The sequence below is a fragment of the Deinococcus sp. YIM 77859 genome (assembly GCF_000745175.1).
Lineage (GTDB): Bacteria > Deinococcota > Deinococci > Deinococcales > Deinococcaceae > Deinococcus.
In genome coordinates this window covers 399,056-422,605 of record NZ_JQNI01000004.1, presented here as the reverse complement: position 1 = coordinate 422,605, position 23,550 = coordinate 399,056, and the positions used below count along the sequence as shown (strand labels likewise).

The following is a 23,550-nucleotide window of genomic DNA, read 5'->3' as shown; positions in this document are numbered from 1 at the left end:
TGCAGCCGAAACGATGCGGTCTGTGGTGGGCGAACCTTGAATTGCTGCTTCCCTCACTGGAAACAGCGGTTCGCCTGCTCCTCCTTTGCCTCCACCTTAAGGGGGCCGCGGCCGAATTGCAAGTGCTTTCCAAAGCTATGACGGGCTGGAAAGTGACGTCATAACTTCTGAACGAGGCAAAATGAAATCCCCACCAATGTGGGGAAGTCGTCTCCTGCTTAGCTGTATCCTGCCCGTCATAGCGGATCATCCCCACCCGAGTGGGGAAACAGAGCAGTGACAATTGTATGCCTCTCCTCGGCATGAACCGTAACCCCCAGCAGCCCGTCTTCCCCTACGCTGGGGCATGCCCCTTCCTCCTCTTTCCGACGCTGCCTGGAATCTGTGGGCCAAGAGCGACAAGAACTATGGGGATGGCCGCTGGCTGCCGGTCGTCGCCCACCTGCTCGATGTGGCGGCCTGCGCCTGGGAGATTCTGAACCTGGAGCCGGAACGAACGCTGGACCTGTTCGCCGCCGACTACGGTCTGGATAGGGAAGGGGCGCAGCGGTGGGTGTGTGCCCTGGCCGGGCTGCACGACCTGGGCAAGGCGAGCCCGGCCTTTCAGGGGTTGTGGAAGGAAGGTGCGGCGCGTACCCGGCGGTTCCTGTCCTTTGCCGAACCGCCTCTGCCCGAGCCACACGGCAAAGTCACCCAGGATCTGTTGTGGGGCCTGCTGGAAGACCCATTCGGCTGGCCTGCTGAAGTCGCCCAGCAGGTTGCCGATGCGGTGGGCTGCCACCATGGGCGGCGCTCGTGGGTGAATGGCCTGCCCGAGGCGCAGTGCGGTGACGAGAAGTGGCGTGACGCGCAGTTCGAGTTGACCCGTGCGGTCCTTGTCGCGCTGCAGGTGCCGCCCGCCCCCCAGGTCTCCTGTCTGTCCGGCCCCGCCTTTATGCGCCTGGCGGGCCTGACCAGTTTTGCCGACTGGGTGGGGAGTTCCTTCGAAGTGCCGCCCACCCCGGACGAGCTGGCGCGCACGGACCCTGCCGCCTACTTCGAGAGGGCGCAGGAAAAGGCCCGGCAGAAGCTGCGGGAAATCGGCTGGACGAAGCGCGAACCGCTCCGGGCGGAGCTGCCCAGCATAGAGACGGTCTTTTCTTATATTCCCGGCTTCTCACCCCGCGACCTCCAGCGGGAGATGGCCGAGCTGCACGCGGGGTTGGACGAGCGCCCTACCCTCACCATCGTGGAAGCGCCCATGGGGGAAGGGAAAACAGAAGCGGCCCTGTACACCTTCCTTCAGCGGCAGAACGCGGCGGGACACCGCGGGCTGTACGTGGCGCTGCCCACACAGGCGACGGGAAACGCGATGTTCACCCGCCTGAGCGCCTTCCTCAAGGCGCAGGGCCGCGCCACTCCTCCCGACCTGCAACTGCTGCACGGCGGCACCCTGCTGAACGAGACCTACCAGGCCGAGCTGAAGCGCACCCGGACGCTGCTGCACCCGCGGGGCAACGTGGACGGCGACCCCGCCGAAGCCCCCGACATCCGCGCGGAGGGGTGGTTTAGCATCCGCAAGCGAGCACTCCTGAGCGAGTACGGCGTGGGCACGGTGGATCAGGCACTCCTGGGCGTGCTGAACGTACCGCACCAGTTCGTGCGGCTGTGGGGCCTGGGCAACCGGGTCGTCGTGCTGGACGAGGTGCACGCCTACGACACGTACACCAGCGAGCTGATCTACGCGCTGCTGCGTTGGCTGCGCGCCCTGGGATCGAGTGCTGTGGTGATGAGTGCAACCCTACCCGCCACCAGCCGTGCCCGTCTGCTGGACACCTGGAGAGCTGCGCCGGGGCCGGAAGCGGCCTATCCCCGCCTGACCCTGGCCCGGGAGGGCGAGGCGGCCCAGACCCGCACCATCGCAGCCAGCAGCATGAGCAGAACGGTCGCGCTGCGGCCGATTGCCGCCGACGTGAAGACGGTGGCGGACCAAGCCGTGGCGCTGGCGGCAAGCGGGGGCTGCGTGGCAGTCATTGTCAACACAGTGCAGCGGGCGCAGGAGGTGTGCCGGGCAGTGATCGCGGGGCTGGAGGCGGCGGGCGAGGCCGTGAAGACCCCGGTGCGAGGTGTCAAGAAGGGCACCGACGCGGTGTGTGTCCTGCTCTTTCATGCCCGCTACCCTGCCCGCGACCGGGCCAAGCGCGAAGGGCTGGTTCTTCGGCTGCTGGGCAGGGAGGGCAGCCGTCCCCGCCGCTGCATCCTGATCGCCACCCAGGTGGCCGAGCAGAGCCTGGATTTCGATGCGGACGTGCTGCTCAGCGACCTGGCTCCCATAGACCTGCTGCTTCAACGGGCCGGGCGGCTGCACCGGCACGAGCACAACGCGGAGCGGCGCCACGGGCACACGCAGCCCGTGCTGTACGTGGCGGGTCTGGACGCCTGGCCAGACGCAGCAATGGAGGACCACGCCTGGCAGTGGGTGTACGCACCGCACCTGCTGTACCGTTCCTGGCTGGCCCTGGCCAACCGAGAAGAGGTGGCGCTCCCCGCCGACCTTGACGCGCTGGTCCAACGTGTCTACGCCCGCGACTGGGTAGAGGGCGACCTGACGCCGGAACGTGCCGAGCAGGTAGCGGCAGCCCGCCGTACCTACGAGACACGGGTGGAGAACGAGGGCCAACACGGGCAGGATGCCCCTATCGGTTCTCCCGAAGGGCCCCTGGGGATGCCCCAGGCGTACCGCCCCGACAGTGACGGCGAACCCGTGAGCGACGATGCAGGCGCGCAGGAGAAGCGGCCCACGACCCGCCTGGGCGAGGAAAGCGTACGAATCGTGCCCTTGCACCGCGTGGACGGAACCTATTTCCTAGACCCGCAGGGCCGGGATTCGGCCCGTCTGAATGGGCGAACACTGTCACCGGAGACCGCCCGGCACATCTACAGCCACAGCCTTCAGGTGAGTGCCTGGCCACTGGTCCGTCTCGCGGCGGAGAAAGCGCCTCCTCATCCCGCGTGGCAGAAAGACGCCCTGCTGCAAACCTGTATTCCTGTGGTCCTAGAAGGTGGGCAGGCGCAGTTCGGTAACCTGACGGTCACGCTGGATCCCGAATTCGGCCTGGTCTATGAGCGGGGCTGAGGCGATCAACCCGGGCTGTCCGCGCTGTCTGGGGGCTGCGCGGCAGCGTTCGGGTCGTACCGCCTCAGAGCAGCGCGCAGCTCCGAGAGCCAGTGCTGGCGCACGGGCTCGGGCTCCAAAACCTCCACCCGCGGCCCCCACGAGAGAATCCAGGGCAGCAGCTCACGCGGCAAGCCCGTCTGGTCTGCGCCCGCCCGGATCTCCAGTTCTACACTGCCGTCGGGATAGATCAGGGGGTCACTGGTGTTGGGGTAGCCGCCCTCCAGCACGCGGTACGCGGCGTCGGGTGTAAAGCGCAGCCGCACCGTCACCGAGTGGCTGCCACCCATCACGCCCCAAGCGTCCATCAGGTGGTCACGTGGGTTGAAACTGTCGGGGATGCTGTACGTGTCGCGCAGCATCACCGGTGACTGGATGCGGCTGAGCTTAAAGGTGCGAACGGCGTTTCGGTAGCGACGCTCCAGCCCGATCACGTAGAGCGCGAGGTTGGTGCGGCTCACCTCCACGAAGTACACGCACAGCTCATTGCCGCGCTCGAGTTCGCCATTGGGCCGCTTGTAGTCAAAACGAATCACCCGCCGCTCGTCCCAGGCGCGGGCCACCACCTCAAGCGCCTGGTCGTCGCCGCGCCGCGCGGAGTTCACGACCACCGAGTTATCAAGCAGGCGGCGGGTTGCCTCGGGAAGGTTTCCCGCGATCTTGTACAGGGCGCGCAGGTAATGCGGGTTATGGGCGGGCGCGTGGTGGTACAGCAGGCGTACAGCCGCATGAACCGTCAGCGCCTCGACCGCGTTCAGGGGCTCGCGCCGGTTGGGAATACTGTATTTGCCCCCGCGTTCCTCCAGGCCCTTACCCATCGCCCGGAGCGCCTGAAGGTCCCGCTGAATGCTGCGGATGGGGACCCCGTACAGGTCGGCGAGCTCACGGCTACTCAGCGGGCGCGCACGCAGATCGTCTTCGAGCTGCCTCAGGCGCTGCGCCTTGCGCCAGGTGCTGCGCTCGGCCGTACGCCGCGCTTGCGGTTCGATGTCCTGTACCTCAGGGTCACCCACGGTCATCCTCCACCCGCAGGATGCCGCTTGCCTGTCACACATCTGTCGTCATCGGGTTAATCCGCAGATGCACTCAAGGGGCTTGCGTCTTTTTGACGCAGCTCTGTTTCGCGCTCGAGCACCCAGGGAAGGTTCACCCCGGAGAGGAAGGCCTCCACGGGCAAACCGCGTGTCTGCGCCTCACGCACGTCATAGGTCCACTCGGCTTCCGGATCGAGCGCGTAGGCTCCTGCGCTGGCCTGCACGCTGCCCGCCCAACCCAGCGCCCGCCGCAGCTCGCGCGCGAGTCGGGACACCGCCTGTTTGCCGTACCGCTCGCGGCGTTCTTCACGTTCCGAGACCGCCAGCGCCAGTTGCCCGGTACTCGCTCGTCCGCCCGCCTCGAGCAACGCGACCAACAGCACGCCCGCAAGCGATGTAGGGGCAAGCGGCACCACACGCCCGTTGACCCGCACCTCCAATGGTCCGGCGGCCCGCACCACCACGCGCGGTCGGCCCGTACGGGGAAGCGGTGCCGGGCGGGCCTCGCCCAACAGCGCAAAGAGGTCGGCAAAGGCGTGGGCTTCCTCCCGGGCCCAGAGGGTGTGCCGGGGCAGCGGGCGCAGGAGGGCCAGCGCCCCCTCTATGTTTCCTGCTTGCCGCGCGAGTTCGGCCCGCACGATGACGGCTCGGTCAGCGTCCTCTCCCGCCAGGGGCCCGGTCCGTTCCAGCGCGGTCAAGGCAGCCTGCTCGTCCCCCAACGCGGCGTGAGCGGCCGCGAGGTCCACAAAGACCCAGGAGCGGCCCGCCTGCCGTTCGCCCGGCACGGCCGTCGTTGCGCGCATCAACCATTCCAGGGCGCTTAGGGGCTTGCCGGCCAGGCGGAGGGTGTGTCCCAGGCCCCGCCAGGCCTGCTGCCGGTCATCGTCGTCGCCTTCCAGGTGCGCCGCGGCGCGGTAGGCGGCTTCCGCACGTTCCCACTCGCCCAGGGCACGGCGCACGGCGGCCTCCCCACACAGCGCCCGGGCCTCCAGGGCACGCGCCCCCCGCCCACACTGCCGCACCCGTTGAAAGTACGCTTCTGCCTCCTCAAAGCGGCAGGCCCGCAGGCACACCAGGCCCATGTTATGGAGCGTGAAGGCCCGGTAGTACGGATCACGTTCCAACAGGGGCAGCGCCCGCGCGTAGGCTGCCAGCGCCTCGAGCACTGCGCCCTGCCTCCCCAGCGTTGCCCCCTCCTCCAACCAGACCAGCGCCAGCGGGCGACCCTGCACGTGTTGCCGTGCTCGGGCGTAGGCTTCCCGCCAGCCCCCCTGCCCCAGCGCCGCGAGGGCCCGTGCCCGCACGCGCCAGGTCAACATATCTTCCAGTAGCGTCAGCGCCTCAAAGGGTGCATGCAGGGCAGGCAGCAGGGCGTCTAGCGCCGCTTCCCACTCTTCCCGCTGCGAAAGGGCCCAACCCTCAAACGCGCTCAGGAAGGGAGCGGCCAGCCCCTCTAACCGGGCGCTCCTGGTCACTTCCAGCACCGGTTCATGCAGGCGCAGGCTCGCCAGCAGGCGCAGGTGAAAACGCACACCCTCCTCACTCCTCTTGTGCGCCATAGAGAGGCGAGCGAACAGGTCGAGCAGCTCGCTGAAGCGCGCAATGGTGGTGGCCTCATCCGCCGCCCGGCTCAGCATCTGAAGGGCGAGGTCTTCGCGACCTTCTTCGAGGAGGGCCGTAACGGAAGCGTTCCATTCCTCCTCCGTCACCGCGGTGATCTTGGGACGGGGCACCCCATCAGTGTAGAGCCCTTGGCTGCTTCAACCCAGCCCTCCCCCACCCTTGTCGTTGTCACCTCCGGGCCAGAGCAGGGCGGAAGGTTTTGCAAGCGAGTCAGGCCAGGGTGAGGCTACTCTGCGGCCAAACGCTGCGGCCAGCCGCGAGGTGGTACGGATTCCAAGGGATTCCAGAATGGAGTGAGCCTTGGGCGCTTTCCCGGGGGCTATGGCTGGGGTCGGAATCCGTATGAGACAACAAAAGGCCAGGACAGGGGCTAGGCAGCCAGAGGGACGGATCATGGTGTCTCTCCCAGGCCGGGTCGGGCCGCGAAACAGGACATGACGGTCTGTCAGCGCCCAGGGACTGGGCACCGCAGGCATCAGATCCGGGGGGTGCGCTCGCCTCCAATTGGGATGGAGCGCGTGGCAGTGTCTGCATCGCGCTTTTTCGGCGCGACACCCAGATGCTGCCCGGCCGGAACGTCAAATTCGGTCGTTCCCTGAGCGTGAGGTATGGCCCTCACACGTCATCGGCACCAGGCTCGTTTTTCCCCACAGATCAGACGCTCCTGGGTTCAGCCCTTCGCGAGCCACCAAGACACCCCGCTGGCTGTACGTCACAAAGCTGGCGCGCTAGCTTGAAGCTGGTGTCACGCCGCGCTGCATGAAAAGTAAGCCAAGTAACATAGAGCCAAGGACCCTTCCGGGCTCATCAGGGGTGTAAAACAATGTGTTTCTGAAGTGTGTTCCCCACGCGGGTGGGGATGAACCGAGGGCGGGGAGGTGGTGACGCTCATCCGACACGTGTTCCCCACGCGGGTGGGGATGAACCGTCAATCGCCGCGCCGTAGGCGTGAACGCTCACGTGTTCCCCACGCGGGTGGGGATGAACCGGTGACGGCCTGTGAGTTGTTCGGGCACGGCGGGTGTTCCCCACGCGGGTGGGGATGAACCGCTAAACGAGCAATGCCCCCACGCGGCTGGAACGTGTTCCCCACGCGGGTGGGGATGAACCGGCGCCCGGCAACTCGGTTACTACGCGGTGCCCGTGTTCCCCACGCGGGTGGGGATGAACCGGCAGGGAGCGGGCATTTCCCGCTCCCTGCCGCGTGTTCCCCACGCGGGTGGGGATGAACCGGCGGTGCTGGCTGCCGAAACCGCCGCCTACCGGTGTTCCCCACGCGGGTGGGGATGAACCGGTGAAGAGCCTCTCCGATTTCCCTGCCCGCCAGTGTTCCCCACGCGGGTGGGGATGAACCGCCGCGATTCTCGCGGGCTACGCACCGAAAAACGTGTTCCCCACGCGGGTGGGGATGAACCGGCGGTGCTGGCTGCCGAAACCGCCGCCTACCGGTGTTCCCCACGCGGGTGGGGATGAACCGGTGAAGAGCCTCTCCGATTTCCCTGCCCGCCAGTGTTCCCCACGCGGGTGGGGATGAACCGCCGCGATTCTCGCGGGCTACGCACCGAAAAACGTGTTCCCCACGCGGGTGGGGATGAACCGGGGGTCTCCTCTCCGTGCGCCGCCCGTGGCGTGTGTTCCCCACGCGGGTGGGGATGAACCGACGCGGCGGGCCGAGCCATTTCGGACGGCCTCGTGTTCCCCACGCGGGTGGGGATGAACCGGCCACGCAGCAGCTCCTGGGTGCGCTGGTAGGGTGTTCCCCACGCGGGTGGGGATGAACCGCGGCGCGCATCCGCGCCTGCTACCTGTCCAGCGTGTTCCCCACGCGGGTGGGGATGAACCGAGTCAGGAACAGGTGGCACTAGACAGCGGAATGTGTTCCCCACGCGGGTGGGGATGAACCGTGAAATAATTTTCGGAACTTCCCCCAGAACGTGTGTTCCCCACGCGGGTGGGGATGAACCGCCGCTCAGCAGGTCGGCGCGGCTGTACTGGGCGTGTTCCCCACGCGGGTGGGGATGAACCGCACCGCACCCGCCCCAGCCTCCTCACGCCCCGGTGTTCCCCACGCGGGTGGGGATGAACCGCCAATGGTGCTGTAGCCAATCTCCAGTATGTTGTGTTCCCCACGCGGGTGGGGATGAACCGGGCATTAACCTCCAGCAGCACGTACGTTCCCGGTGTTCCCCACGCGGGTGGGGATGAACCGTACATCGCGGACGGGGCCGGGATCACCGTCGTGTGTTCCCCACGCGGGTGGGGATGAACCGAACAACACCACCCTGGGCATTTTCAACGGACAGTGTTCCCCACGCGGGTGGGGATGAACCGCAGGTCGAAAATCGGAACTGGGACGAGAGCACGTGTTCCCCACGCGGGTGGGGATGAACCTGCCCGTGTCGCGGAACGCGTTTTCCTCGACCGGTGTTCCCCACGCGGGTGGGGATGAACCGGCCGAGGCGTGGGCGCGCTATCAGGGGATTGCGTGTTCCCCACGCGGGTGGGGATGAACCGGCCCACCCCCACCGGGCGAGACCATGCGTAGGGTGTTCCCCACGCGGGTGGGGATGAACCGAGCCCGCAGGTCGGTGGCCCCGCCGCGCACCAGTGTTCCCCACGCGGGTGGGGATGAACCGTATAACCTCCCTATTCCCTCCGCGCAAGAGGCGTGTTCCCCACGCGGGTGGGGATGAACCGCCCTTCTACGTGGGGGGGCGGTTGCTCGACCCGTGTTCCCCACGCGGGTGGGGATGAACCGCTCAGCCGCCGTCTCTGGGCGGGGCGGCGGCCGTGTTCCCCACGCGGGTGGGGATGAACCGTCGTCATCATCTCCGAGGTTCCCCAACATGAAGTGTTCCCCACGCGGGTGGGGATGAACCGCGAGTCGGCCAGCACGGTCGAACAGGCCGCGAGTGTTCCCCACGCGGGTGGGGATGAACCGAAAAAGAAGAAAAAGAAAAAATACATACCTACGTGTTCCCCACGCGGGTGGGGATGAACCGCAGCGCCCCCTGCCCGTGCGGGTTGTGTGGGAGTGTTCCCCACGCGGGTGGGGATGAACCGAAGCAGAAGGGCCGCTGGCTGTGGCACCGCTTGTGTTCCCCACGCGGGTGGGGATGAACCGCGTGTTTTGGAAACGCGTGGGCGAAATCGCGGGTGTTCCCCACGCGGGTGGGGATGAAGCAGGAGCTGATCAACCGCAGGGAACGAGGCACTCAGCGGTTGTACAAGGAGGCGCGCAGGATATCGGTGAGGTCCTCCGCGGTGGGCATTTTCGGCGCAACGGCAAGGAGCCGCTGCTGCTTTTGTGCTCCTGCCACCAGAGCAGGAAGGTCAGCCTCGCTGTAGCCAAGCTCGGCCACGCCGCTTGGTGCGCCCACATCCCGCATCAGGTCAAGCAGGGCGTTGGGGAGGGCCTCTCGATCTTCTGGAGTGTCATTCTGGCCAGTCAGCAACCTTGCAGCCTCTACATGCTTGGCAGGATGAGCGTCAAACGTGAAGCGGAAGGCGGCGGGAGCCGTGACGATCACACTGAAGCCGTGCGGCACAAACGCATGATCCTCCGGGTAGCCGGGCGCATGATAGGTGTGGCGTAACCCTGCGATGGGGTAGGCGCAGGCATGCGGAATGTGGACACCCGCCGAGCCGAAGCCCACCCCAGCCATCGTGGCTGACAGCATCATGAAACCGCGCGCTTCTAGGTCGTCCGGATTGTGCACGGCGCGGCGAAGGTACTGCCCACCGTACCGCAGGGCCTGCGCCGACCAGAGATCTGCGACGGGGTTGCTCCCCTGGTAGGGGGGGCGCTCAGCGGGAGTCGCCGGGCGTGGACGGCTGGTGTAGGGACGGCTGAGAAAACTCTCTGCCGCGTGACACACCACATCCAACCCTGCTGCGGCGATCACGCTTCCGGGAGCGGTACGGGTGAGCTCCGGATCCACAATGGCTTGTGCAGGACGCAGGTAACGGTGACTGATGCCGCTCTTGACCCCCAGTTCGGGCAGATCGAGGATGGCCACAGTCGTCGCCTCCGACCCCGAACCGGCTGTTGTGGGGATAGCCAACAGGGGCCGCAGGGGCGCCGGCACGGGCTGGCCCCCGCCGATGGGCGGATTCACATAATCCATCACGCGGCCACCATGGGTCGTCAGCAGATTGGCGACCTTGGCTGTATCAATGGTGGAACCGCCCCCCAGGGCGACAAAACCGTCGGGCGCTGCCTCCCGCGCCGCCGCTGCAGCTCGCTCCAGGCTAGCCAGGTCGGGCTCTACCCGAATATCGCTGAAGACGACCGGGTCAATTCCTGCGGCCCGCAGGCTCATCAGCACGCCGCGTGCCGCCTCACGCTCTGCTAGGGCCGGATCGAGGACCACAAAGGCGCGGCGAATGTTGAGGCGAGCCGCTTCCCAGCCCGCGTCGGCAGCCGCCCCAGGACCGAACTTGACCGGCGTGGCTTCGATGGTAAACAGGGTTTCATGCTGAGACGTGAGCAAGGAGAACCTCCGGAAGAGAGGAGCGAGGAAGCGGCACCTGAGTTGGCCTCAAGGGCTTTCAGTCTACCGGCATAGGGGCGGCCCCCGCCCAGGACGTCACGCCTCCTGCTCGTCACGTGACGAGTAACGGGGACGTGCGCATCTGCCGCGCTTTGTCCTACACTCGGAATACACCTAATCGCCCGGTTCCGGCCCCGACCTCTGGCAGTCGGCCCGGCACCCTTGCAGGAGGCCCCATGACGCATGATCCCTACACTGAGCCGCCCCGTCCCGTCCCGCCCGCTACGCCGACGGTGGAACAGTACTGGCCGGCGGGCAAGCCCCGGCACCTGACGCTTCCCCGCACCGGCCTGATGCACAACCTGCGTGTTTCGGCCGAACGTTACCCCGACAAGACAGCGCTGCACTTCTATGGGCGAGAACTGAGCTACCGCGAGCTTCGCGAACAGGCGGAACGCCTCGCGGGGCACCTGGCGGCACAGGGCGTGAGCAAGGGTGACCGCGTGGCGGTGTGGCTGCAAAACAGTCCTGCTTGGGTGGTGGCCGCACATGCCGCCTGGCATCTGGGAGCGGTGGTGGTCCCGCTCGCGCCCATGTTGCAGCCACGCGAACTCGCCTACTTCCTGGGGGACGCAGGAGTCCGAGTCGGCGTGGTCGGGGCCGAGCTGTACGAAAAGGCCAAGCAGGCGGGCCTTGCCCACGCGGTCGTAGCGAACATTATGCGGGGGACAGACGCCGCGAGGGCGGGCGTCAAGCTTCCCGAGGGACTGGACGTGAACCCGGAGCTTCAGGCGGGTGACGTCACGTTGGAAGAGGCGCTGGAGGCAGCTTCCGCCCCTGCTGCCGAGGTCACCTCCGACGATCTGGCGGTGTTGCCCTACACCAGCGGCACAACCGGGCTGCCCAAAGGCTGCATGCACACGCACGGTACAGTACAGGCGAACGTCTTTGGAGCGGGCGTCTGGGTCGACGGTACGGTAGAAGACGTCTTCCTTGCCAGCCTGCCCTTTTTCCACGTCACGGGCTTTGTCAACAGCCTGCTCGCGCCCCTGAACGGCGGGGGGAAAATTGTCATCATGGCCCGCTGGGACCGCGACACCGCCCGCGAACTGATCCGCGACCACGGCGTGACCCGCTGGACCAACACCGCCACGATGGTGATTGACCTGATGGCGTCCCCGAACTTCAACCCGGCGGACCTGCGCAGCCTGCGCGACGTGACGGGCGGCGGCGCGTCCCTTCCGGCTTCCGTCGGGCAACGGCTCCTCGATCTGACGGGCATCACCTTTATGGAGGGCTACGGCCTGACGGAGACGATGGCGCAGACGCACACCAACCCCAAGGGGCGCCAAAAACTCCAGTGCCTGGGCATTCCGCTGTTTGATGTGGACGCGCGGGTGGTCGACCTCGACACCGGCAAGGAGCTTCCCCCTGGGGGCACCGGCGAGATTGTGATTCATGGTCCGCAGGTGATGAAGGGGTACTGGAACCGACCCGAGGCCACCGAGGAAGCCTTTATGGAGCTTGACGGCAAGCGCTTTTTCCGCACCGGCGACCTGGGCTATAGGGACGAGGAGGGCTACTTCTTCTTCACCGACCGCCTCAAGCGTATGGTCAACGTCTCCGGCATGAAGGTGTGGCCTGCCGAGGTGGAAAACACGCTCCACGGGCACCCGGCCGTGCAGGAGGCCTGCGTGATCGCCGTCCCCGATGAGCGCACCGGCGAACGCGCCCGCGCGCTGATCGTGCTCAAGCCCGGCCAGCAGGCCAGCGGCGAAGACATCGAGGCCTGGGCCCGAACACAGATGGCAAGCTACAAGGTGCCGCGCGACTACGTGTTTGTAGAGAGCCTGCCGCGCGGCGCCACCGGCAAGGTGGCTTGGCGGCAACTCCAGGAGCAGGCTCGCGCGCAGATGGGTAGATAGCCGGAAGGTCCGGGGAGACAGGTTCGCAGCCCTCCAGCGCTGCGGAGGCTCTTCACAACTTCTCAACAGCGTGTATGCGGGCCCTGAACAGGCGGCCCGCATACTTCGCGCCGTGAGGGACAGGCGAGACGCCCCCACTCGGTGCCTACCGCACCAAGAAAGGACGACCTATGCGAATCAAGAACCTTCCGGCCCTGCTGCTTTCTGCCCTCTTTGCCGCCACCTTGCCCACCGCCTCCGCCGCCGAGGTGTACTTCGAAAACAGCAGCCAACTGGGCGAACTGGTGGACGTTTATGTGGACGGTCGATTGGTGTTTGACGACGTGTTTCCCAGCTCTTTTCCCCTGTTTCCCCAGAACGTCACTCGTGGCCTGCATGAGGTTGTGATCACCCCGTCCGCCCTCGCTCCCGGTCAACAAGATGTCCTGCGCTCGACGGTGAATGTCGCGGAGGACGGCACCTATACCCTCGCCCTGTTGGACGATGAGGATACTCAGGGCCTTCCCGCTCTCCAGCTCGCCCTGACGCCGGGCATCGGGGCCGAGGAGTAGAAGGAGAAGCGCGAACCGCTGGGCAGTCTCACCGCACAGGGGCTCCTGGGCGGTGAGCGCGTTAGACAGCTCGGCGGTTGACCCCCTGCCAGGACGAGAGCGTATGCAAGATTCTCAGGATGACCTTTCCTTCTCGCGTGACAGGGGCCCAGGGCAGACCATGAAAACCGTCCTGATTGTGGAGGACAACGCCGGCGTGCGCGATATGGTGCGCGAGTACCTTGAGGAACACGGCTACCGGGTGCGCGTGGCGTCAAACGGCCAGGAAGGCTTGCTGGAAGCCCGCCATCACCGCCCAGATCTGGTGCTGCTTGACGTCATGATGCCCCATATGGACGGTCTGGAGTTCCTGCGCCGCTTTCGAACCACTGACCATGTGCCCGTCATCTTTCTGACTGCACGCGACGCAGAACTTGACAAGGTGTTGGGTTTGGAACTGGGCGCAGACGATTATGTCACCAAGCCCTTTTCCATGGCGGAGCTGCTCGCACGCGTACGGGCGCACCTGCGGCGGGGAAGTGAACCCCCAGCGGCCGTGCTGCGCGCCGGGGACCTTGAACTCGACCCAGTGTCCCGAATCTTTCGGGTGCGGGGCGGGCGGGTGGACCTGACCCGTTCGGAGTTCGAGCTGATGACGGCGTTTTTGCGAGCGCCGGGGCGAGTCTTTACCCGGCTGGAGCTGCTGGAACAGCTTCAGGAGGAGGCCCTGGGCTCTGAGCGCACCATCGACGTCCACGTGCGGAATCTACGCGCAAAGATCGAAGACGAACCCGGCAAACCGCGGCACATCGAGACGGTGTTTGGCGTGGGCTACCGCCTTAACCCCGGTTCAGGCTCGTGAAACGCCCCTTTTGGCGTACGCTCGCCTGGCGGCTCACGCTGGCCTTTGTGTTGGTCAGCGCTCTGGCCCTGGGCGCCGTAGGGGTCATTGCTGCCGTGTCCACTCGGTCGGAGTTTAATGCCTTTCTGGGTGAGCAGGCACGGGAAACGCTGGTCAGGGACGTGCAGAGCTACGTGCAGGCACACGGGAACGTGAGCGGGTACTGGCCCTCTCGACCGAAAGGCCCAGACGAGCACCCACCGCCCGACGATGGGCGCCGCGTCTCCTTGAGTCCGTGGATTGTGCTGGACGCGGAGCACCGGGCCGTGTATGCCACGCCGGACGTGGCGGAGGGCCAAAGGGTCGTAGACCGCCCGGAAACGCCAGTCACTGTAGAGGGCAAGACGGTGGCGTACCTGGTGCCCTCGGGCCGCCAACTCCATCCTGACCGGCGCAGCCAGGAATTCCTGGCCCGGACCGCCCACGCGCTCGGTTGGGCGATGCTCGGGGCCACCGTGTGGGCAGTGCTCATGGGCCTGTTGGTGTCACAGACTCTCCTGAGGCCGCTCGCAGAGCTGCGGCGCGGCATTCGGGCGCTGCAACGGGGGGAGGCGGCCCCGCCCCCCTTGCGCCAGAGCCGCACCGACGAGTTTGGGGAAGTGCTCAGCGCCTTTGGGGCAATGCACCAGGAGGTGCTGCGCAACCAGCAGGCACGGCGGCAACTCACGGCCGATATCGCCCACGACCTTCAGACGCCGCTCTCGGTGATTGCGGGAACGTTAGAAGGCATGCTGGACGGCACCTTCCAGCCCACGCCAGAACGTCTCGCGCGCCTGCACCGTGAAACCCAGCACGTCTCCCAGCTCGTGAACGACCTGCGCTTCCTGTCGCTGGCCGACGCGGGCGAGCTGCACATCCACCGGCAGCCGACCGCCGTGGCCGGACTGATTGCGGACGCGGTGGGCAACTTCCAGGAGGTGGCGCGGGCACAGGGGGTGACGCTGGAGACCACGCTGCCCGAGGGTGACGGCACCGTCCCCCTGGACCGGGTGCGAATCACGCGGGTTCTCCAGAACCTACTGGGAAACGCTCTGGCCCACACGCCCCCCGGCGGCCGGGTGGACGTCACCGTGAGCCGCAGCGAAAAGCAGGTGGTGGTGCGAGTACAGGACACCGGTAGCGGTATTGCCCCGGAACACCTGCCGCACGTGTTCGACCGGCTGTACCGCGCCGATCAAGCTCGCTCGGGTGGAGGCAGCGGCCTGGGGCTGAGCATCTGCCGCTCCATTGTCGAGGCGCACGGCGGGCAGATCGAGATCACCAGCACCCTCGGTGTGGGAACGGCCGTCACCTTCACGTTGCCCGGAGCGACGCGGGCTCCTGCACAATCAGAAGGTCGAGCACCCGCGGACCGTGCACCCCCTCCACACGGCTGAGTTCGATGTCGCTGGTCGCGCTCGGCCCGCTGATCCAGGTGAGCGGCTGACCGCGCCGCACACTTGCCTCCAACCGGGCGACCGCCTCCGGCACGGTGTCCACCACCTGCGCCTCCTCCACAATGCAGATGTGGTGATCGGGCACCAGGCTCAGCGCACGCCGTCCCTGGCCTGGCCCGTGGTCAAGCACCACAGTACCGGTCTCGGCGATGGCCACCGCGCACCCCGTGATGACGGACTGCACCGCCGTCAGGTCCGTTCCGCCCGGCTCGTCCCGGAGGACCGGGAGGTCCCGCGGCAGCCATTCGGGCGGCAGGTCCTGCGGGATGGCGGCGCATTCACTCCCGCGGGCCCGGAGGACGTCACGGATGGTGGTCGGCAGTTGACCCGCGTCCACCCGGAGGACGTTCGCGCGGTAATCCGCAGCAAACGCGGCGAATTGGGACACGATCGCCTCACGCGGACGGACCGAAGGCGTCACCGGGGGGCGCTGGGGGCGCGTGTCCTCCTGCGCCGCAGCACGGTTGATGCGCGTCAGGATCTCCAGACGGGCCTCTGCTTTGCCACTCATCGCCGGTCCTCGCGCTCGGGAAGGATGGGTTCGCCTTCGCTGAGCCGCGCGCTCTCGTCGCCAGGACGGGCAGGCGGCGCGGGCCGGGTGCGCCACCACTCGCGGAAGGATTGCCGGGGGAAGGCCGGCAGGTCGCGCGTGCCCGTCCAGCCGCCCAGCAGACCCGGTAGGGCGTGGATGGCCCCATTCTTCACCAGCGGTCCCTGTCCGACGCGCGCCAGCCGGATGGCTCCTGCAAAGCGGTGCGGCTCCGCCATCACCCAAGCCGCTGTTTTGAACGCTAAGGCTTCTGCACTCAGCGGTTTTTCTCCGGTGATTTTTCCCCGCAGGTAAAGCAGCACCTCGGGGATGTTGATCTTCACCGGGCAGGCGTCGTAGCACGCCCCACAGAGGCTGCTCGCCCAGGGGAGGGTGTTCGCATTCTTATCTCCCAGGTGCAGCAGCTGCGGCGTCAGGATCGCCCCGATGGGGCCGGGGTAGACGCTGCCGTAGGCATGGCCGCCGGTGCGTTCGTACACCGGGCAGACATTCAGGCAGGCCGAACAGCGGATGCAGCGCAGCGTTTGCCGGCCCACCTCATCCGCCAGCACGTCCGTTCGGCCGTTGTCCAACAGGACCAGGTGGAATTCCTGCGGGCCGTCGCCCGGCGTCACCCCGGACCAGAAGGAGGTATAGGGGTTCATGCGCTCGGCGGTGGACGAGCGGGGCAGGAGGCGCAGGAAGACCGCCACGTCCTGCCAGGTCGGCAGCACCTTTTCGATCCCCATCACGCTGATCAGCACGTCAGGGAGCGTCAGGCACATGCGGCCGTTCCCCTCGGACTCCACCACGCAGACGGTGCCGGTTTCCGCCACAGCGAAGTTGGCGCCCGACACCGCCACCTTCGTGGTGAGAAACTTTTCGCGCAGGTAGAGGCGGGCCGCCTCCGCCAGGGCCTTCGGATCATCAGTTAGCCCCTCCGCGCCCAGTCTGCGGCGGAAGAGGTCACGAATCTCGGCGCGGTTGCGGTGGATGGCCGGGACGAGGATATGGCTGGGGCGGTCCTCGGCCAGCTGCACGATCAGTTCCGCAAGGTCGGTCTCGACCGCGTGGATTCCGTGTTCTTCCAGGCCCGCATTCAGTTCGATCTCATCGGTGGTGATGGACTTGACCTTGATGACCTCGCGGGTACCGTGGGCAGCAGCGATCCCCGCGACGATGGCACGGGCCTCGGCGGCGTCCCGCGCCCAGTGCACCTGGCCACCCTGGCGCTGCACGGCAGCCTCCAGGTCAAGCAGCAGGTCGGCAAGGTGGGCCAAGGAGAAGTCCTTGAGCGCCGCCCCCTCCTCCCGCAACGCCTCCCAATCCGGCAACTCTGCAACGGCTCGCAGCCGCTTCTCGCGGATGGTGGTGGTGGCGTGGCGCAGGTTGCGGCGCATCTGCGCGTTGGCGAGGGTGATCTGGGCGGCCTGCGAAAAGGGCCGCGCGGGTTTGATGCCTCCGGCGCTCATCCAAAGACCTCCTGCTCCGTGCTCGCAAGAATTTCTGCCAGATGCACCACACGCGTTCCGCTGCGCAGGCGGGAAAGTCCCCCACCGATATGCATCAGACAGGAGTTATCCCCCGCAGTGCAGGCCTCGGCACCCGTACCCATCACGTGCTGCACCTTGTCGGCGAGCATCGCGGTGCTTGTATCGGCGTTCTTCACGCTAAAGGTCCCCCCGAAGCCGCAGCACTGCTCCACCTGCGAAAGTTCCACCAGCCTCAGGCCGCGCACGTTCCGCAGCAGCCGCAGCGGCGCGTCTCCCACCCGCAGCACACGCATCGCGTGGCAGGTCTGATGGTAGGTGACGCGGTGCGGGTAGTACGCGCCCACGTCCTCGACGCCCAGGTACCTCACCAGAAATTCACTGAGCTCGAACACCCGGGGGGCGAGGGCGTTGACCTCTGCAAGCAGCCGCTCGTCGCCCGCCCACGCCGCCGCACGGGGGTAGAGGTCACGGACCATGCCGACGCAAGAGCCGCTGGGGGCAACGATAACTTCGGCGTCCCAGAACGTCTCCACAAAGTGCCGGACCAACACCAGAGCATCTTCCTGGTACCCGGAATTGAAGTGCATCTGCCCGCAGCAGGTCTGCTCCTCGTTGAAGCGCACCACGTGGCCCAGGCGTTCGAGCAGCTTTACCGTGGCCTCGCCGGTGCGGGGAAACAGGGCGTCATTCAGGCAAGTGATAAAGAGGTCGATCTGCATAGGGAAACCTCGGGTGGATTCGGGGAGACCGGGACGTTCCCGCGTTCATCTGACCGCCTCCTCACCGCTTCAGGACTGCACGGGATGGGGGTGACCTAGTCCGGCAAACAGGGCGAGCCGGTCGGGGGGGAAGGGTGTACCTGTACCCGGCTCGAAGGTGTGCAGGGGTTCTGAGGCAAGGACTATAGTACGCCGGTGACCGGTGGGAATGCTCCCACACGCTTCTGCCTGTACCAGCAGATTTCCGATCAGCGTCGCCTCAACTGGCCCGGCGATCACCCGGCGATTGCAGGCCTCCGCGATCAGCCCATTCAGGAAGTGGACCTGCGAGCCACCCCCGACCACGTGGACGGTGTGGATTACCCGTCCAGTGACGGCTTCGAGTTGCGCGAGCACCTGTGCCGTACGGAGGGCGAGGCTTTCGAGGATGCAGCGGACGATCTGCGCCCGCGTTCCAGGAACGGCCTGGCCGGTTTCTTCGCAAAACCGCTGCACCCGCCCCGGCATATCGGGGCCAGGCGGTAGGAAGCGCGGGTCGTCCGGGTCGATCAGCGGGCCGCCGGGAGGCGCGGCTTCCGCCTCTGCGTACAGCTCCGCGTAGTCCACATTCCCCCACGCCCGGCGGCACTCCTGCACGATCCATAGGCCCATCACGTTCTTCAGCAGCCGGGTGGTGCCGTCCACGCCTGCCTCATTCGTGAGGTTATGCCGCAGCGCCTCAGGGGTCATGATTGGCCGGGGCGTCTCCACCCCCACCAAAAACCACGTCCCGCTGGACACGTAGGCCCAGCCCTCCCCTCGCGCGGGGACCGCCGCCACAGCGCTCGCAGTGTCGTGGGTGGCCGGAGCGATCACCCTTGTTGCTTCCAGCCCCGTCTCACGCGCAATCTCCGGCTTGATTTCGCCCAGCACCGTTCCGGCAGGAACGATTTCTGGAAAAAGCCCAGCGGGGAGAGCAAAGGCGCGCAGCAGCGGCCAGGCCCACTCGTCCCGGCGAGGGTCATAGAGCTGGGTGGTGCTGGCGTTTGTTCGCTCGGTCACGGAGCGTCCAGAGAGCCAGAAGTGCAGCAGATCCGGGAGCAGCAGCAGGCGGCGAGCACGGCCCAGGAGGCCGGGGGCCTGCCGTTCATGTGCGGCGAGCTGGTACGCAGTGTTGAAGGGCAGGAACTGGATACCGGTCGTGTCATAGATCGTCTCGCGGCCTACAGCTGCCACCAGGGCTTCCATCACGCCGTTCGTCCGGGGGTCGCGGTAGTGATGCACGCCGTCAAGCAGCAGGTCGTGTTCGTCCAGCAGGGCATAGTCCACTGCCCAGGAATCCACGCCGACGCTGTCGATGGGGCCATGACCAGCCGCGAGGCGCAGGCCATGCAGGATTTCGCGCCACAGCCCCAGCACGTCCCAGTAGAGCCCACCCTGCACCGGCACACCACCGTTGGAAAAGCGGTGAAGGACCTCGACCACGAGCTTCCCGTCCCGGACGGTCCCCAGAGCCACTCGGCCACTGGACGCGCCGAGGTCGATGGCAACGTGACGGGCTGTGCGAGCAAGGGTGGGCTCAGCGGACATAGGCGATGGGCACCCCGCCGTCCACCGTGAGGATACCTCCCGTGGTCTTGCTGGCCGCGGGCGTGGCGAAGAAGAAAGCCGCCTCCGCGATGTCCTCAGGGAGGATGTTCACCTTGAGTGTGTTGCGCTGGCGATAGAACTCCTCGAGCTGGTCCTCGCGGATGCCGTACGTCTCCGCACGTTCGGCCCGCCACTTGCTGTCCCAGATCGCAGAGCCAGAGAGGACGCTGTCGGGCAACACGGAGTTGACGCGGATGCCGTACGGGCCACCCTCCTCCGCCAGGCAGCGGGCCAGGTGAACCTCGGCGGCCTTCGCGGCGCTGTATGCAGCAGCGTTCTTCCCGGCGGCGAGGCTATTCTTCGACCCGATGAAGACGAGATTGCCGCCGGTACCCTGAGCCTTGAGCACCCGAAACGCCTCACGGGCGACGAGGAAGTATCCCGTGGAAAGGATGCTCTGGTTCTTGTTCCACATCTCCAGGCTGGTCTCCTCAATGGGGGCGCTGGAGGCAATGCCCGCGTTGTTTACCACGATATCTACGCCGCCGTAGTTCAGGACAGCCGTCCGGTAGGCCTGCTGCACCTGCTCCTCGCTCGTGACGTTCATGCCAACGCTCGTGGCCCGGCGGTAGCCGCGCTCCTGCGTGATCTCCCCCGCGACCTGCCGACCGCCTTCGGCGTTGAGGTCCGCAATCACGACATGGGCTCCGTCCGCCGCAAGACGCCTGGCGATGGCCCGGCCAATGCCGCTCGCCGCCCCCGTCACCAGGGCGACATGCCCCTCCAGCACCTTTGGGGCGGGTTTCTGAGCGAGCTTGTACAGCTCCAGCGGCCAGTATTCGACGGCATAGCTCTCGGCGGCGGTGAGGCTGACAAAGCCCCCGAGGGCACTCGCGCTCTTCATGACCTGAATGGCGCGGAGATAGAGCTGGCGGGACACGTCCGCCCCCTGTGCGTCGGGACCGCTGTTCACCATGCCGAGGCCGGGGATCAGGACCACACGCGGGCTGGGCGTGAACATCACGTCGCCCTCGCCCCTGTTCTCCTCGAAGTAGGCCGCGTACTCGGTCTTGAACCGCTCCACGCCTTCCTTGGCGGCAGCGATCAGCGCGTCCTGGCCCTGCTCGGGAGTCCAGTTCAGGAAGAGCGGCACCCGCTTGGTGTGGACGAGGTGATCGGGGCACGCAGCACCCACCTGCGAGAGTTCCGCCGCCGCATTCGAGTTCACGAACTCCATCACTTCCGGGCTGCGGTCCACGTTTAGGATCACCGGCCGCGCGCCCCTCATCGCGCCGCGCAGGACAGGCAGAATCTCGGCCAGCAGAGTATTCGCCTCGTCCTCCGGCAGGCTCTGGACCCGCGCGCCCCCGAACGGCTGGTCCTGCTGGTGCGCGTCAAGGTATGCTTGCGCCTCCCCGATGATCCGCAAGGTGTTCTCGTAACTCTCCTTAGAGGTGTCGCCCCACGTGACCAGCCCGTGCTTGCCCATCACGACCGCTTCCAGCCCCGGGTTGTTTCGCACCGCCTCACCGATGTGCTTGGACAGCGTGAAGCCAGGACGGATGTAGTCCACCCACGCCGCCCGGTCGCCGTAGATCTCGCGCATGATCTCTTTCCCGTTCGGGGTGCAGGCGATGGCGATGATGGCGTCCGGGTGCGTGTGGTCCACGTGCTTGGCGGGCACGAAAGCGTGCAGCAGCGTCTCGATGCTCTGTCGGGGGCGGCCCGGCTCGAAGACCGTTCGCTCCAGGTAAGCGGTCATCTCCTCGTCCGTCATGCCCGGGCGGTCAAAGAGGGGCAACACCTCGTCCAGTTTCAAGCCCGCGAAGCCTTTCTCGGTGATGGAGGCGATGTCGGAGCCCGACCCCTTCACCCACAGGACCGTCACGTCCCGCCCGAGGTGGTCCTTCTCGACGCTCTTGGTACTCGTATTGCCGCCGTAGATGTTGACGAGCGTACGGTCGGCCCCGAGGAGGTTGGAGCGGTAGGTCAGCGAGGCGAGGCCGTCTCCCTGCGGAGCTTCGGCGTCGTTCCAGCGGTTCTGGATCACGGTCTTGGGCTGGGCGGTGGTCATGAGATCCTCCGAGAAAAGGGGAAAAGAGGCGGATTCGGGCGGGTTCAGCTCTTGACGGGAAAGCCTCCACCCGTGGGGGCGGTCCCACGCTCGGCAGCCACCTTGTCCTGGTAACCGCTGGCGCGATGCGCGGCGACGGGGTCCTCGGGCAGCCCCTTCGAGCGGCGCCACTCGGCGAGCAGGGGGCGGACATCCGTGCGGAAAGCGTCCGTGAAGACGCGGTGCGCCTCCAGCACGTCCCCCGCCTGCTGGGCGGCGGCGAGGCGCTCGCGGTCAATCAGGAGGGCCTTTGCGTAAGCCTCCTGGCAGTTCAGGACCGAGTAGAGCATGGCCTCGACCTTGGGCTCGATGTTGTGGCTCTGGTCGATCATGTAGGCGACGTTCTGCGCCGTCGTGCGGGTGAGCTTGTCCTCCGCTCTCTCGGCCGCCACGAGTTCCGCGTAGATACAGAAGAGTTCGTAAGGGTTGGTGGTGCCTACGATCAGGTCATCGTCCGCGTAGCGCCGGGCGTTGAAGTGGAAGCCGCCCAGCCGCCCCTCGTCAAGCAGGAACGCGACGATCTGCTCGATGTTCACGCTCTGCGCATGGTGCCCCAGGTCCACGAGGACCTGCGCCTTTTCCCCGACCGCGAGGCAGTGGGCGTAGGCCGCGCCCCAATCGAAGAGATCGGTCGCGTAGAAGGCGGGCTCGAAGAGCTTGTACTCGACGAGCATCCGGCTTCCCTCGGGCAGGGCGTCATGAACCCGCCGCAGCACCTCCCGCACCCGCCGCTTCCTGGCCCGCAGGTCGTCCTGCCCGGCGTAGTTCGTGCCGTCCGCAAACCATAGCGAGAGGTCACGCGAGCCGGTCTGCCGCATGATCTCTACGCAGTCCAGCAGGTGTGCCAGGGCCTGTTCGCGCGCACGACCATCGGGGTTGGCGATACTTCCCAACCTGTATGCGTCGTCCTGAAAGACATTGGGGTTGATCGCCCCGAGGCTCACCCCGTGCGACTCGGCGAAGCGGCGCAGTTCCACATAGTCTTCCACCTCGTCCCAGGGGATGTGCAGGGCGACGGAGGGGGCGATGCCGGTGAGGCGGTGGACCTCGGCAGCGTCCTCGATTTTTTCCCACACGTCACGGGCAGCGCCGGGAGCGGGAAAGGTCTTGAAGCGAGTGCCGGAGTTGCCGTAGCCCCAGGAAGGGGTCTCGAGGCGTTGACGGTCAAGGGCCTGAAAAAGGGCGTCCGTATTCACTGCTCCTCCTGCGTGGTGACGATAAGTCGAATGTCGGCAGCGTCGAGTGCGGCGCGCGTTTCGGCGGGGGGCGGACGGTTGGTGATGACCACGTCCACCTGATCAAGCGTGGCAATGGTGGCAAGAGCGCGGCGTTCGAACTTAGAGGCGTCAAGCAGGGCAACGCGCGTGCCACCCGAGCGGATCAGAGCCTGCTTGGCACCAACTTCGGGCAGGTGCGCGTCGGTGAAGCCGGTCGCCGGAGAAAAAGCCTTGGCGGAAAAAAACACCTTGTCGGGATGGAGTTTGGCCATGGTATCCATAAAAAAGGCCCCGACAAAGGACCGGGCGGGTGGGTGGAAGTTGCCGCCGACCATCAGGAACGGCACGCCGTTCTGAGCGACGGCATTGGCCGCATCGAGCCCTGTCATGATGGCTGTTACGTGGCGAGCGTGCAGGATACGGGCCAGGGCAAGGGCGGTGGTGCTGGCGTCAAGTGCCACCACGTCACCGTCCTCGATCAGGTCCAAAGCGGCGCGGGCCAGCTCAGCCTTGGCCTCGGTATTTGTCACGGCACGCAGCTGGTGCGCGATCTCCTCACTGGTCTTCTCCAGAACGCGGGCCCCGCCGTGCACACGCTCCAATAACCCCTGTTCCGCCAGTTGGTCGAGGTCGCGCCGGATGGTCATCTCGTGAACGCCGAGCTCAGTTGCCAGATCCTTGATCCTCACCACGCGCTCAGCCAGGGCACGGCGCAGGATCAGGTGCTGGCGCTCGCTGCTCACCTTGAAGCTGTCGCTGACCATACCAGAATCTAACACCATTCAAACACCACTTTACAAGGACTTGCATTTTT

15 protein-coding genes and 1 CRISPR repeat array are annotated in these 23,550 nt (G+C 66.5%); of the genes, 5 read left to right on the top strand and 10 right to left on the bottom strand.

Annotated features, from left to right (window positions below; all coding sequences use genetic code 11):
* Window positions 1–346 precede the first annotated feature (346 nt).
* Window positions 347–3,115 (top strand): CRISPR-associated helicase/endonuclease Cas3, encoded by a 2,769-nt coding sequence (locus EI73_RS15070; RefSeq protein WP_034388944.1) that lies wholly within the window; start codon window positions 347–349, stop codon window positions 3,113–3,115.
* 5 nt (window positions 3,116–3,120) lie between these two features.
* Here EI73_RS15070 and EI73_RS15065 read toward each other — a convergent pair whose 3' ends face one another.
* From EI73_RS15065 to EI73_RS15055, 3 genes are all read right to left on the bottom strand, one after another.
* A complete protein-coding gene (locus EI73_RS15065) occupies window positions 3,121–4,167 on the bottom strand; it encodes a YafY family protein (RefSeq protein WP_081909142.1) in 1,047 nt (348 codons plus the stop codon).
* A 56-nt stretch (window positions 4,168–4,223) separates the two neighbouring features.
* The gene (locus EI73_RS15060; protein ID WP_051935679.1) at window positions 4,224–5,921 is read right to left on the bottom strand and encodes a tetratricopeptide repeat protein; all 1,698 of its coding nucleotides are present in this window, start codon (window positions 5,919–5,921) and stop codon (window positions 4,224–4,226) included.
* A 728-nt stretch (window positions 5,922–6,649) separates the two neighbouring features.
* Window positions 6,650–8,996: a CRISPR direct-repeat array (repeat unit 29 nt; unit sequence GTGTTCCCCACGCGGGTGGGGATGAACCG).
* Between the two features lie 30 nt (window positions 8,997–9,026).
* On the bottom strand, window positions 9,027–10,304 hold the full coding sequence (locus tag EI73_RS15055) for a hydroxyacid-oxoacid transhydrogenase (protein ID WP_034388942.1): 1,278 nt from the start codon (window positions 10,302–10,304) through the stop codon (window positions 9,027–9,029).
* A 236-nt stretch (window positions 10,305–10,540) separates the two neighbouring features.
* Here EI73_RS15055 and EI73_RS15050 point away from each other — a divergent pair, with 236 nt between their 5' ends.
* The 4 genes from EI73_RS15050 (at window position 10,541) to EI73_RS15035 (ending at window position 15,036) form a co-directional block, all read left to right on the top strand.
* Window positions 10,541–12,229, top strand: a complete 1,689-nt coding sequence (locus EI73_RS15050) for a long-chain-fatty-acid--CoA ligase (RefSeq protein ID WP_081909121.1) — start codon at window positions 10,541–10,543, stop codon at window positions 12,227–12,229.
* Between the two features lie 170 nt (window positions 12,230–12,399).
* The gene (locus EI73_RS15045) at window positions 12,400–12,780 is read left to right on the top strand and encodes a DUF4397 domain-containing protein (protein WP_051935678.1); all 381 of its coding nucleotides are present in this window, start codon (window positions 12,400–12,402) and stop codon (window positions 12,778–12,780) included.
* Between the two features lie 160 nt (window positions 12,781–12,940).
* Window positions 12,941–13,621 carry a response regulator transcription factor gene (locus EI73_RS15040; protein ID WP_034388940.1) on the top strand — a complete coding sequence of 227 codons (681 nt, stop codon included), beginning with the start codon at window positions 12,941–12,943 and terminating at the stop codon, window positions 13,619–13,621.
* A complete protein-coding gene (locus tag EI73_RS15035) occupies window positions 13,618–15,036 on the top strand; it encodes a cell wall metabolism sensor histidine kinase WalK (RefSeq protein ID WP_081909120.1) in 1,419 nt (472 codons plus the stop codon). Before EI73_RS15040 ends, EI73_RS15035 begins: the two co-directional genes overlap by 4 nt.
* Here EI73_RS15035 and EI73_RS15030 read toward each other — a convergent pair.
* The 7 genes from EI73_RS15030 to EI73_RS15000 all read right to left on the bottom strand — a co-directional run bounded on the left by EI73_RS15030 (window position 14,954) and on the right by EI73_RS15000 (window position 23,500).
* Window positions 14,954–15,607 carry a lactate utilization protein C gene (locus EI73_RS15030; RefSeq protein ID WP_034388938.1) on the bottom strand — a complete coding sequence of 218 codons (654 nt, stop codon included), beginning with the start codon at window positions 15,605–15,607 and terminating at the stop codon, window positions 14,954–14,956. The two genes, EI73_RS15035 and EI73_RS15030, sit on opposite strands and share 83 nt — an antisense overlap.
* Window positions 15,604–17,097, bottom strand: a complete 1,494-nt coding sequence (locus EI73_RS15025) for a lactate utilization protein B (protein ID WP_034388937.1) — start codon at window positions 17,095–17,097, stop codon at window positions 15,604–15,606. The genes EI73_RS15030 and EI73_RS15025 overlap by 4 nt, the downstream gene beginning before the upstream one ends.
* Window positions 17,094–17,837: a (Fe-S)-binding protein gene (locus EI73_RS15020; RefSeq protein ID WP_034388935.1), complete on the bottom strand. Its 744-nt coding sequence runs from the start codon at window positions 17,835–17,837 to the stop codon at window positions 17,094–17,096. Before EI73_RS15020 ends, EI73_RS15025 begins: the two co-directional genes overlap by 4 nt.
* Before the next feature lie 69 nt (window positions 17,838–17,906).
* The gene (locus tag EI73_RS15015; RefSeq protein WP_034388934.1) at window positions 17,907–19,406 is read right to left on the bottom strand and encodes a rhamnulokinase family protein; all 1,500 of its coding nucleotides are present in this window, start codon (window positions 19,404–19,406) and stop codon (window positions 17,907–17,909) included.
* Window positions 19,396–21,480, bottom strand: a complete 2,085-nt coding sequence (locus tag EI73_RS15010; RefSeq protein ID WP_051935677.1) for a bifunctional rhamnulose-1-phosphate aldolase/short-chain dehydrogenase — start codon at window positions 21,478–21,480, stop codon at window positions 19,396–19,398. Before EI73_RS15010 ends, EI73_RS15015 begins: the two co-directional genes overlap by 11 nt.
* Before the next feature lie 44 nt (window positions 21,481–21,524).
* A complete protein-coding gene (rhaI, locus tag EI73_RS15005; protein WP_034388932.1) occupies window positions 21,525–22,715 on the bottom strand; it encodes an L-rhamnose isomerase in 1,191 nt (396 codons plus the stop codon).
* Window positions 22,712–23,500 (bottom strand): DeoR/GlpR family DNA-binding transcription regulator, encoded by a 789-nt coding sequence (locus EI73_RS15000; RefSeq protein ID WP_034388930.1) that lies wholly within the window; start codon window positions 23,498–23,500, stop codon window positions 22,712–22,714. Before EI73_RS15000 ends, rhaI begins: the two co-directional genes overlap by 4 nt.
* Window positions 23,501–23,550 lie beyond the last annotated feature (50 nt).